Genomic DNA, 12819 nt, shown 5'->3' with positions numbered 1-12819 from the left:
TGCCGCCCTAGAAGTTTTGGGGCGGCCTTTTAATAGCTCGGCATAGACCGCAGCAAACGTGAAAACTACTGGTTAAGGGAAAATATGCACAACGGCGTGATGAAGGCATGGCTCGAGTCTTCACACTTGGCTGGCGCCAATGCAACGTACGTAGAAGAACTCTATGAACTGTATCTTAGTGACCCCGATTCGGTAAGTGACGAATGGAGAAGCGTTTTTGAAGAACTGCCTGTGCAAGCTTCAGAAGCGGTGGAACAACCACACTCTCGTGTTCGTGAATACTTCCGTCGACTCGCTCAAGAAACAAAGCATTACAGTGTCCAAGTTAGTGATCCAGATGTCGATGCGAAACAAGTAAAGGTTCTGCAACTTATTAATGCCTATCGATTCCGAGGGCATCAATCAGCAAATCTAGACCCCCTAGGTTTATGGGAAAGAGATACAGTCGCTGAACTGGACCCTTCTTTCCACACTCTTACCGAAGAAGACCTCAACGAGACGTTTAACGTCGGCTCTTACGCCATTGGCCAAGAGACGATGGTGCTTAAAGATCTCTACAAATCTCTAAAGCAAACGTATTGTGGTTCTATTGGTGCTGAATACATGCACATGACTAATACAGAACAAAAGCGTTGGATCCAACAACGTTTAGAGTCTGTATCTGGTCAACCGTCTTTCAATAAAGAAGAAAAGCAAGCTTTCCTAGAAGAGCTAACGGCTGCTGAAGGTCTTGAGCGCTATCTTGGTGCGAAATTCCCTGGTGCAAAACGCTTCTCTTTGGAAGGTGGTGATGCTCTTATCCCAATGACGAAAGAAATCATTCGTCATGCCGGTGGACAAGGCATGCGTGAAGTTGTTGTTGGTATGGCTCACCGTGGTCGTCTAAACATGCTGGTCAATGTGCTTGGTAAAAAGCCACAAGACCTGTTTGACGAATTTGCGGGCAAGCACAGCGATGATTCATGGGGTACTGGTGATGTGAAATATCACCAAGGTTTCTCTGCGGATTTCGCAACCCCAGGCGGCAACGTTCACTTAGCACTTGCATTTAACCCATCTCACTTAGAAATCGTAAACCCGGTAGTTATCGGTTCAGTACGTGCTCGACAAGATCGTCTAGACGATAAAGACGGCAGCCGTGTACTTCCAATTACTATCCACGGTGATTCAGCTATCGCTGGTCAGGGTGTAGTGCAAGAGACGTTTAACATGTCTCAAGCGCGTGGTTTCTGTGTCGGTGGTACGGTTCGTATCGTTGTAAACAACCAAGTTGGTTTTACGACGTCTAACCCTCGCGATACACGTTCTACGATGTACTGTACAGATATCGCGAAGATGGTTCAGGCTCCGATTTTCCACGTTAATTCTGATGATCCAGAAGCGGTTGCGTTCGTAGCGCGTCTTGCATTGGATTACCGTAATACCTTCAAGCGTGATGTTGTTATTGATTTGGTTTGTTACCGTCGCCACGGTCACAACGAAGCCGATGAGCCGAATGCAACACAGCCTTTGATGTACCAAAAAATCAAGAAGCATCCAACACCACGTAAGCTTTACGCTGACGTGCTAATGGAGCGTGGAGAGTTTGGTATTGATACGGCAACTCAACTGGTTAACGAATATCGTGATGCACTTGATCACGGTGAAGTTGTGGTTAAAGAGTGGCGCCCAATGGCACTTCACTCTGTGGACTGGTCTCCTTACCTAGGTCACGACTGGAACATCGAGTGGGACAATAAGATTGATATCGAGCGCCTGAAAGAGCTTGGTACTAAACTTTGCCAATACCCAGACAGCCACAAGCTGCAAAGCCGAGTAAATAAACTGTACAACGATCGAACTGCCATGGTGAATGGTGAGAAACAAGTCGATTGGGGGATGGCTGAAACTCTGGCTTACGCAACACTTGTTGACGACGGTAAGCGTATTCGTATCTCTGGCCAAGATTCAGGTCGTGGTACGTTCTTCCACCGTCACTCAGTACTGCACAATCAATCAGATGCAAGCACGTATGTTCCTCTTGCGAACATTCATGATAAACAAGGGCCATTCCAAGTGTTTGACTCTGTGTTATCTGAAGAAGCGGTACTCGCATTTGAGTATGGTTATGCGACAGCAGAGCCAAGCGGTCTCACCCTTTGGGAAGCACAATTTGGTGATTTCGCAAACGGTGCACAAGTTGTTATCGACCAATTCATTTCATCAGGTGAGCAAAAGTGGGCACGTCTATGTGGTCTAACTATGTTGCTTCCTCACGGTTATGAAGGCCAAGGCCCGGAGCACTCTTCTGCGCGTCTAGAGCGTTACCTTCAGTTATGTGCTGAACAAAACATGCAGGTTGTTGTTCCTTCAACACCAGCTCAGGTTTACCACATGATTCGCCGTCAGGTTGTTCGACCAATGCGTCGTCCACTGATCGTAATGTCACCTAAGTCATTGCTTCGTCACCCTCTGTGTACATCTTCTCTTGAAGATTTGGCAGAAGGCACGTTCCAACCAGCTATCGCAGAAATTGATGATCTGTCTCCTGAGAACGTAAAACGCGTCGTGTTCTGTTCAGGTAAGGTTTACTTTGACCTGCTTGACCAAAGACGTAAGAACGAGCAAGACGATGTCGCTATTGTACGTATTGAGCAACTTTACCCGTTCCCTTATGAGGACGTGAGAGCTGCCATCGCACAATACACAAATGTAGTCGATTACGTTTGGTGTCAAGAAGAGCCACAAAACCAAGGTGCTTGGTACAGTAGCCAACATAATTTCCGAGCTGCTATCCCAGTGGGTGCTGATATTCAATACGCAGGTCGTCCTGCATCAGCGTCACCAGCTGTTGGCTATATGTCGGTACACTTGAAACAACAAAAGGCGTTAGTTGACGACGCTTTGACCCTACTTAAGAACTAGAAGTAAAAGGAAAATACGCACATGACAATTGAAATTCTGGTTCCAGATTTACCTGAATCTGTGGCTGATGCAACAGTAGCGACTTGGCACAAAAAACCAGGCGAAGCCGTTGCACGTGATGAAGTCATTGTAGACATCGAAACAGATAAAGTAGTTCTAGAAGTACCGGCTCCTGAAGCGGGTGTTCTGGAAGCTATCATCGAAGAAGAGGGTGCTACGGTACTTTCTAAGCAGCTTCTGGCTAAAATTAAGCCTGGTGCTGTCGCTGGTGAACCAACGAAAGACACGACTGAAGATACAGAAGCTTCTCCTGATAAACGCCACAAAGCGGCACTGACAGAAGAAAGCAACGACGCACTAAGCCCTGCTGTTCGTCGTCTTCTTGCTGAACACAACCTACAACCAGCTGACGTTAAAGGCACTGGTGTTGGTGGTCGTATTACTCGTGAAGACATCGATGCACACCTAGCAGCAGCGAAAGCGGCTCCGGCAGCAGCATCTGCACCAGCAGTTGAAGCGCCAGCAGCGGCTCGTAGCCAAAAACGCGTGCCTATGACTCGCCTACGTAAGACAGTTGCAAACCGTCTTCTAGAAGCGAAGAACAGCACAGCGATGCTGACTACTTTCAACGAAGTGAACATGAAGCCAATCATGGATCTTCGTAAGCAGTACAAAGACCAATTCGAGAAGCGTCACGATACGCGTCTTGGTTTCATGTCTTTCTACGTGAAAGCAGTAACAGAAGCACTGAAGCGTTTCCCAGAAGTCAACGCTTCTATCGATGGTACAGATATCGTTTACCACAACTACTTCGACATCAGCATGGCAGTATCAACACCACGTGGTCTAGTAACTCCAGTACTGAAAGACTGTGACACACTAGGTTTCGCTGACATTGAAAAAGGCATCAAAGAGCTAGCAATCAAAGGCCGTGACGGCAAGCTAACTGTTGATGAGTTGATGGGCGGTAACTTTACTATCACGAACGGTGGTGTATTTGGCTCTCTAATGTCTACGCCAATCATCAACCCGCCTCAAGCGGCAATTTTGGGTATGCACAAAATCCAAGATCGTCCAATGGCTGTTGATGGCAAGGTTGAGATCTTACCAATGATGTACCTAGCGCTTTCTTACGATCACCGTCTAATCGACGGCCGAGAATCAGTTGGCTTCCTAGTGACAATCAAAGAGCTCCTAGAAGATCCTGCACGTCTGCTATTAGACGTTTAGTATCTCTAAAACGTCTAGTTAACCCGGTTAGCTAGACGTAAAAAGTTTCAAAGGCTAGGCTGCTCAACGTCTGGCCTTCAATTGAACTGTAAAGCCATTAGAAAATGGACAGCAGTTGATTTGAGAAGACCCTACAGACGTACCACAGGAAACTGTGTCGTTATGGAAATAATAATCCCTTAAGGGAAAATAAACGGAATATCAAAATGAATTTGCATGAATACCAAGCCAAACAGCTGTTTGCAGAATTCGGTTTGCCTGTACCAGAAGGTTTCGCATGTGATACAGCACAAGAAGCTTTCGAAGCTGCAGGTCGTATCAGTACAGCCAAGAAAGTCGTTAAGTGTCAAGTACACGCTGGTGGTCGCGGTAAAGCGGGCGGCGTAGAGCTACATGACACCAAAGAAGGCGTTAAAGAGTTTGCACAAAAGTGGCTAGGTAAAAACCTAGTGACTTACCAAACAGACGCTAATGGTCAACCTGTAACAAAGATCCTAGTTGAAGAAGCATCGAACATTGCTAACGAACTTTACCTAGGTGCTGTTGTTGACCGTGCAACGCGCAAAATTGTATTCATGGCGTCAACTGAAGGCGGCGTGGACATTGAGAAAATCGCTGAAGAAACTCCAGAGTTGATTCACCAATCAGCGATCGATCCTCTAGTGGGCCCTCAAGCTTACCAAGGCCGTGAACTTGCGTTCAAACTTGGTCTAGTTGGCGATCAAATTAAACAGTTCGTTAAGATCTTCATGGGTCTTGGCCAAATGTTCTCTCAGTACGACCTAGCTCTACTAGAAATCAACCCGCTTGTAATCACTGGCGAAGGCAACCTGCTTTGTCTAGACGGCAAGATCAACATTGACTCAAACGCAATGTACCGTCAGCCAAAGCTTCGTGAAATGCACGATCCTTCACAAGAAGACGAGCGTGAAGCGCACGCAGCTCAGTGGGAACTGAACTACGTAGCACTTGATGGCAACGTTGGCTGTATGGTTAACGGTGCAGGCCTTGCGATGGGTACGATGGATATCGTAAACCTACACGGCGGCAAGCCAGCAAACTTCCTTGATGTAGGCGGCGGCGCGACAAAAGAGCGTGTAGCTGAAGCATTCAAGATCATCCTTTCTGATGACAATGTTAAAGCAGTACTCGTAAACATTTTCGGTGGCATCGTTCGTTGTGACATGATCGCTGAAGGTATTATTGGTGCAGTTAAAGAAGTTGGCGTAACAGTTCCTGTAGTTGTTCGTCTAGAAGGTACAAACGCAGACCTAGGTCGTGAAGTACTTGCTAATTCTGATGTTGATATCATTGCTGCTGTATCTCTAACAGATGCTGCTCAGAAAGTTGTTGCTGCTGCGGAGGCTAAATAATGTCTGTATTAATTAACAAAGACACTAAAGTAATCTGTCAGGGTTTCACTGGCGGTCAAGGTACATTCCACTCAGACCAAGCTATCGCATACGGTACGCAAATGGTTGGTGGTGTTTCACCTGGTAAAGGTGGTCAAACTCACCTAGGCCTTCCAGTATTCAACACAGTACGTGAAGCAGTAGAAGTGACTGGCGCAACAGCAACAGTTATCTACGTACCAGCACCTTTCTGTAAAGATGCAATCCTAGAAGCGATTGATGCAGGTATCGAACTGATCGTAACGATCACTGAAGGTATCCCTACTACAGACATGATCGACGTTAAAGTGAAGCTAGAAGAAACTGGCGTTCGCATGATCGGTCCTAACTGTCCAGGTCTTATCACTCCAGACGAGTGTAAGATTGGTATCATGCCTGGCCATATCCACAAGAAGGGTAAAGTAGGTATCGTATCTCGTTCAGGAACTCTGACGTACGAAGCAGTTAAACAAACAACAGATGAAGGCTTTGGTCAGTCTACATGTGTTGGTATCGGTGGTGACCCTATTCCAGGTTCAAACTTCATTGATATCCTAAAACTTTTCCAAGAAGACCCAGAGACTGAAGCAATCGTAATGATTGGTGAGATCGGTGGTACTGCGGAAGAAGAAGCGGCTGAGTTCATCAAAGCAAACGTAACTAAGCCAGTTGTATCTTACATCGCTGGTGTTACGGCTCCTCCGGGTAAACGTATGGGCCACGCAGGCGCAATCATCTCTGGTGGTAAAGGTACTGCTGAAGATAAATTCGCAGCACTGGAAGCAGCAGGCGTTAAGACTGTTAAGTCTCTTGCTGACATCGGTAAAGGCCTACGTGAAATCACGGGTTGGTAATCAGCTGGATTTTATCTAATGAGATAGAAGTTAACTGAACGATATTAAAAAGGCTTGGTCACTGACCAAGCCTTTTTTGTATGTTTTCAATGATACGAGATACGAGATACGAGATACGAGATACGAGATCGTACTGATAAGTGCTAAGCTCGGCTTCTAACCATTTGAGATAACATAAACATTGCCGCAGCACTGATAACAACAGAAGGGCCGGCCGGTGTGTCATAGAACCAAGACAAGCTCAATCCTCCGAACACAGCGATAGAACCAATTACCGATGCAAGGAATGCCATTTGTTCGGGTGTATTGGCGAATTTTCTTGCCGTTGCTGCCGGAATGATAAGTAGTGAGGTCATGATTAACGCACCAACAAACTTCATACCTACCGCAATCACGATCCCAACCAATAGCATCAAAATAAGACGCATTAAATCAATGTTGATGCCATCAACCGCTGCGAGATCTTCGTTAACGGTCGTCGACAATAGTGGTCGCCAAAAGATAGCAAGTACCACTCCAATCACGGCAGCACCCGCATAGATGAATACCAAATCTGTCGGAGACACTGCAAGCAAGTCACCAAATAGGTAGCTCATTAGGTCAACGCGAACGTTATCTAAGAAACTCACGGCGACAAGACCCAAAGACAGAGCGCTGTGCGCCAAAATACCGAGTAGGGTATCGGTCGCGACCAGCTTTTGTTTTTGTAAAGTCACTAGCAACACAGCTAGCATCAAACAACAAATCAGCAGCGCGAAATACAAGTTAATGTTGAACAGAAAGCCAAGTGCTAAGCCCATCAAAGAAGCGTGAGCAAGCGTGTCACCAAAGTAAGCCATCTTGCGCCACACCACGAATGAACCTAGTGGCCCCGCGATTAGAGCAATGCCCAAGCCAGCTAAAATAGAGGGAAGAAGAAACTCAAGCATTAGTGGTGTCCGTGTTTATGGTTTGAACATTCATGCACGTCGCCTTCGACAGGCTGTCCTGCGAGATCATGATGGTGATGTTCGTGTTGGTGGTGATAAAAGGCTAAGGTCTCTTGGGTCGCGGTGCCAAAAAGTGCGATATAAGAGGGGTGGTGTTTGATGTCTGCCGGTGCGCCTGAACAGCAGATATGGTGATGCAAACAGATAACATCGTCTGTTTTTGCCATCACTAAATGCAGATCGTGTGAAACCATAAATACGGCACAACCAAAACGGTGGCGAATGGTATCGATCAGGTCGTACAGGTCTATTTGGCCTTGTACATCAACACCTTGTGCGGGTTCATCAAGAACCAGTAGATCGGGTCTTCTTAGCAATGAACGAGCAATTAGCACACGTTGGTTTTCACCGCCAGATAGTTGGTGCATGTTGCTCTTTTGTAGATGTTCAGCACCAACGAGCTTCAATGCTTCAAGGATCTCTTGCTGACTGAACTTACCAGTGAGCTTTAGAAAACGTTCTACATTGAGCGGTAGTGAATCATTGAGCTTTAATTTTTGTGGTACATAGCCAATTTTCAGTTTTTTAGCTTTTGTTATTGTGCCTGAAAATTTGGTCTGTAAACCTAATACCACTTTTACTAATGTCGACTTTCCTGCACCGTTTGGCCCAATCAGGGTGGTGATTCTGCCGCGCTCTAAATTTAGAGAGATGTTATCTAGAACTTTTCGACCGTCAAATTCGACGCTCACAGAATCTAGTTGGATTAAATTATCCATGAATAGAACTCATTTGCAATTCGCTAATGTTATAATGTAACATTTACCGCAAGCCTAAGCTACTTTTCTATTAACGAGGAATTATGTCACGTTCATCTTTTATACTTGCTACTTTGCTTTTAGCGCCAAGTGTTGCAAGTGCCAATACTATTCTAACAAGCTTCAAACCAATTCAAATGATTGTGACAGAATTAACGCAGGGCGTTAGTGAACCTGATGTGTTGATGAACAGCAATGCTTCGCCGCACGATTATGCGCTTAAGCCATCGGATGTCAAAAAAGTTCATAGTGCCGATATGGTGATCTGGTTTGGCCCTGACCTGGAAGCTTTTTTGACCAAGGTGATTGGTTCTAAAGAAAACGTTATCAAGATCAGTGAGATTCCGGGGATTAACTTGAGAGAGTTTGGACATGAAGACCACGATGCTCATGAAGGGCACAACCATGGTAGTCATGACCCGCATTTTTGGTTGGGTATCGATCAAGTCGAGGTCGCGGCAAAGTATATCTCAGCTAAGCTAATTGAGTCAGACTCTGATAACGCCATGGCGTATCAAGAGAATCTAGATTCATTCTTGATTGCTTTGAAAGAGAAACAGCAGGCGATTCATGAACAACTCGCGCCAGTGAAAGACAAAGGCTACTACGTATTCCATGACGCGTATGGCTACTTCGAACAAGAATTTAAGTTGAATAATCTAGGTCACTTTACGGTTAGCCCTGAGCGTAAACCTGGCGCAAAAAGTCTGATAGCTATCAAGAAGACTTTGGTGCGTGAAAATGTTCAATGCGTATTTTCAGAGCCTCAATTTACACCAGCGGTGATTGAATCGGTGACTCGTGGAAGTAACGCTAAACAAGGACAACTTGATCCTGTCGGTTCGCAGGTTGAAGTGAAGAGTGGAAGCTATTTTGATTTTCTTCAGCAGCTTACAGATAGTTACACAAGTTGCTTAAGTGGAATGTAATCAATATCGAGTATTCTTTACGACACTTTGTTCTCGTTAATTGATGAATCATGCCGCTTTTTGCGGCATTTTCGTGACCGCTAAGATAAAACCTTCCAACAAATATCAAACCTCCTTTCTCCTTTGTCAATTTCAGCTAAAATAGAAAGATAATAATAAGCACAAAAAAACTCACTTTTTGGTTAGTCAGCAACAAGCGTTGTGAGAACCAATATTTCATGTGTTGTTGCTGTTCAGGATTAAAAGTTGTATCGAATTATTTTAAAAATGTTCATCTTAATGAGCATTTCATTTAGCGTTCTTGCGGTAAATACATCACCCTCCGTTTTCTACCCTTTGCCCGTTCAAGCACAAGGGAACTTCCTTGCGGCAAAAAATCTGTACTTAGGTGAAGGTGGCGGACTCTGGGTTCATGATGTGCATGGAAAAATACTTTTTTATGATGGCAGAACCCTATTCCCTCGAAAAGGTAGCCTTTTGCAATTTTCTTCAGAGAAAGTCGCGTTTCTTAACGATGAGTTTTGGACTTTCTTTGATAATGAGGTGTACCGACATAGCCCAGGAATCGGCAACGCACTTGCATTTAGTTTAAGCCCAGGGGCTGAGATCGCGAATATCGGTGCTTCCGGTGATTATATTTGGGTTACTGATAGCAGTAATTTCTATACGTACAATACTCAATCTTTAGAATTTAGCACTTACTCGCTTCTAAAATTGTATCGGTACAACAATAGCAGCGATATTACGATTTACGATGCTGAGCGGGTGCTGTCAAAATGGGTGCTTGCGACCAGCTCCGGAGTGTACCTTTCTGATAGCCAAGAATTTACTCATATCGCTGCATCAGAAAAAAATCATATAGAGACGCTGTATTTTTCGATGGCAAGACGTGAGTTAGTCATTGGTACATTGAATGGTGCAGTGATTATAGATCTTGCAAATCCTAAGAAAGAAAGGTGGGTGCGTGGTTCGCATGTTCTTTCTCTCGCTGAAACAACCGATCAATACTGGATTGGGACTGAGCATGGTCTTATCAGCTACAACTTTATTACGGGGCAAATTACACGATTTGAACAAGCCGATAATCAAGACTTTTCGTTACCGGGTGAAAAAATATATTCGTTAATTAACGACCATGCTGGTGGAATGTGGGTCGCGACCAATAACGGAATTCGATACTTTTCACTGTTCAGCAGGACATTCTCAAGAACGCCATTAACGGGAATGGGGATGCACTCGAGTAGTGTGGTGATAAACAAAGTACAGCTTGTTCGCGATCAACTGTCTTGGGTTGCTTCTTCCAGAGGTCTCTATTTGGTTGATTCTCAAAGTGAAGATAACCCCGTTCGTGTTTACTCTAACCCAGTACAGGACTTTGAGTTCTTTGGTTCTTCAATTTGGTTGGCGACTGCAGAAGGTATTATTAGTTTCAACACTGATACGTTAGAGGCTGAAAAGGTCGATCTACCAAGAGCGATTGAAGGTGTACCCGTTGAAAACTTTGCACTTGAAGCGAATAACATGCTTTGGATGACCTCGGGACAAAACCTTTATTCGTTATCTATCGAAACCAATAAGTTGACAAGTTATGGTACCGACTGGTTAGTCGATAAATTTTTGCCAGCAAAGATCACCGCTCTCAATATAGGTTTACAAGGTCGTATTTATGTTGGTACTGATCACGGATTCTACTCTTTTCTTGATGAGAGAATTAGCTTTAGTCGTTCAAGCGAGCGGCTTGGCAAAGTGGTCGATATTGAAAAAGCGAAAGATGGATCCCAGTGGTTTGCGAGTAGCTATGGTGTGTATCGAATCTCTAATAACAGTTCTATTATTCAAGAGGTCACTCTTGTTGAGGAAAATATCAGTCCTAAATGTTTAATTAGCGATGATAATGGGATGTGGTTAGGCTCTTCGAAAGGTATTAGCTATTACGGATTGGATGGGCAACTGCATAAACATATCGGCTCACCATTTGGCTTGATCACCAATGAATTGGCTGCAGGTGCGTGTGCTCTGTTTTACAGCTCAGGTAGCCAGTCTACTAGGCTTATCTTTGGCTCAAGATATGGCGTGGTGAGTGCATTAGCTAATGAGCTATTGGTATCAACAACACCTCATAGCCGTGCATTGCTAAGCAAGATAAGTGTCGACCATCAGATAGTATCACTTGGTGGCAAGACAGCTGATTTAGATGAAATTCCTTATGGCTCATCAATCGGTTTTAAGATTGGAATTTTACCAGCGACATACACACCTGCAATGGAGTATCGACTAAGCGACAATGAACCTTGGAGTGAGTTTGAAGGGGGGTTACTAACACTCGATCACCTTCTTCCTGGGGACTATACGTTGGAAGTGAAACCCGTTAAGGACTCCCATTATCGCTTTACGTCAACGAACCAAAGCTTTTCTATTGCGAAACCTTGGTATCTGAGTAATTGGGCAGCAGCAAGCTCTCTTGTATTACTTATCTGTGTAGTGACTGCTTTGGTTTTTTGGCGATCGCGTTACGTCACTTTCGCCAACAGGCACTTAAAGGCGCAAGTTGCATTAAAGACAGATCAACTGAGGCATCAAAGCCGAATACTACTAACGACTAATCAACAGCTTAAAAAACAGTTGTCAGTTAAGAGTGCTCTTGTCACACATACTGCTAATGAACTCTCTTCTGAAGTTAATCATATCGCAGCTATGATCCCAAATTGGAATGATGAACAAGGTAAGTCGCCAATATTGACATTGAAAAATGGCTTGGCTCAGTTGAGTAACACGCCACAAGGGAAGGGAAAGGTTTGTTACGATATAATTTTAATCTTAGAAGCTGTACTCAAAGCTTGGCAGGACGATTTAGCCAAAGCCGGTATTGAACTGGATATTAAAGTTGAAACTAAACAACGACATGTATCCTTGCTGTATTTTAATCTTGATATTATTTTCAACAGTCTAGTCGCTAGCATCATTAAGAGAAATTTTAAGTCACAGAGTATGGTGGTATTGGTTGAAGAGGTTAAAGAGCACCTTGTTGTGACGATTCGAGACCATGGAATGCCTTTCCCAAAATTGACTTCAAGCATTAATGATAATACTGGAAAGTCGACCGACCTAAACATCGAAAAGTTGCCATTATTGATGAACCAGAGCGGTGGTGAACTGAATGCTTTTGTCTCGGACTCTCAAAATAAGGTGCAGCTTTCGTGGCCGATTGAATATCAAGTGTTAGATAATTTGGAAGCTAGTACAATTGAACAGATTGAGACCATTAAACTTACAGTTTCAGCGACGGAGCAACAAAGGTTAAGTGCTGAGCAAGAGTGGAAAAACAGAGTGTCACAGCTTGTAAGTGAAAACTACGCCGATGCAGAGTTCAGTACTGCAAATGCCGCTAAGTACTTGTTCATGTCAGAGAGAAGTTTACAGAGACGTTTTAAATCGGCTTATAACAAGACCTTTAAAGAGCATTTGAATGAAGTGCGTTTAGAGCATGCGTGCGAGCGGTTACTTGCGGGAGAGAGGATTTCAGACGTCGCGTTTGATTCTGGTTTCAATGACCCTTCCTATTTCAGTCAAAGGTTTAAACATCACTTTGGCATGTCGCCATCTAAGTTTGCTGAAAACAACGAAGAGCAGTGAGCTAGGGACGTCCAGTTACAACATAGATAAAGATACTTTGAGCCTCGACATTCGTGTTGGGGCTTTTTTATGCTTCTACGAGATACGAGATACGAGATACGAGATACGAGATACGAGATACGAGATACGAG

At 44.4% G+C, this 12819-nt stretch carries 8 protein-coding genes; 6 read left to right on the top strand and 2 right to left on the bottom strand.

Annotated elements, in window-relative coordinates; genetic code table 11:
• The first annotated feature begins 84 nt into the window (after positions 1 to 84).
• From sucA to sucD, 4 genes are all read left to right on the top strand, one after another.
• Positions 85 to 2904 carry a 2-oxoglutarate dehydrogenase E1 component gene (gene sucA / locus ACED42_RS18935; protein ID WP_017103231.1) on the top strand — a complete coding sequence of 940 codons (2820 nt, stop codon included), beginning with the start codon at positions 85 to 87 and terminating at the stop codon, positions 2902 to 2904.
• A gap of 21 nt (positions 2905 to 2925) precedes the next feature.
• On the top strand, positions 2926 to 4134 hold the full coding sequence (gene odhB, locus ACED42_RS18930; RefSeq protein ID WP_009847318.1) for a 2-oxoglutarate dehydrogenase complex dihydrolipoyllysine-residue succinyltransferase: 1209 nt from the start codon (positions 2926 to 2928) through the stop codon (positions 4132 to 4134).
• A gap of 206 nt (positions 4135 to 4340) precedes the next feature.
• The gene (gene sucC / locus ACED42_RS18925; protein ID WP_009847317.1) at positions 4341 to 5507 is read left to right on the top strand and encodes an ADP-forming succinate--CoA ligase subunit beta; all 1167 of its coding nucleotides are present in this window, start codon (positions 4341 to 4343) and stop codon (positions 5505 to 5507) included.
• The gene (gene sucD / locus ACED42_RS18920) at positions 5507 to 6379 is read left to right on the top strand and encodes a succinate--CoA ligase subunit alpha (protein WP_004734209.1); all 873 of its coding nucleotides are present in this window, start codon (positions 5507 to 5509) and stop codon (positions 6377 to 6379) included. The genes sucC and sucD overlap by 1 nt, the downstream gene beginning before the upstream one ends.
• A 143-nt stretch (positions 6380 to 6522) precedes the next feature.
• Here the strand turns inward: sucD and znuB are convergent, their stop codons facing one another.
• Positions 6523 to 7308 (bottom strand): zinc ABC transporter permease subunit ZnuB, encoded by a 786-nt coding sequence (znuB, locus tag ACED42_RS18915; RefSeq protein ID WP_009847315.1) that lies wholly within the window; start codon positions 7306 to 7308, stop codon positions 6523 to 6525.
• Positions 7308 to 8087, bottom strand: coding sequence for a zinc ABC transporter ATP-binding protein ZnuC (gene znuC, locus ACED42_RS18910; RefSeq protein ID WP_012604527.1), 780 nt, complete (start codon positions 8085 to 8087; stop codon positions 7308 to 7310). The genes znuB and znuC overlap by 1 nt, the downstream gene beginning before the upstream one ends.
• A gap of 83 nt (positions 8088 to 8170) precedes the next feature.
• Between znuC and znuA the strand changes: the two genes are divergently transcribed.
• Both znuA and ACED42_RS18900 read left to right on the top strand, forming a co-directional pair.
• Positions 8171 to 9055, top strand: coding sequence for a zinc ABC transporter substrate-binding protein ZnuA (znuA, locus tag ACED42_RS18905; protein ID WP_009847313.1), 885 nt, complete (start codon positions 8171 to 8173; stop codon positions 9053 to 9055).
• Between the two features lie 267 nt (positions 9056 to 9322).
• A complete protein-coding gene (locus tag ACED42_RS18900; protein ID WP_371703756.1) occupies positions 9323 to 12688 on the top strand; it encodes a helix-turn-helix domain-containing protein in 3366 nt (1121 codons plus the stop codon).
• Positions 12689 to 12819: the final 131 nt, after the last annotated feature.

The organism is Vibrio sp. FF145 (genome assembly GCF_041439075.1).
GTDB classification, from domain to species: domain Bacteria; phylum Pseudomonadota; class Gammaproteobacteria; order Enterobacterales; family Vibrionaceae; genus Vibrio; species Vibrio tasmaniensis_A.
This window is presented reverse-complemented; position numbering and strand designations above follow the sequence as displayed.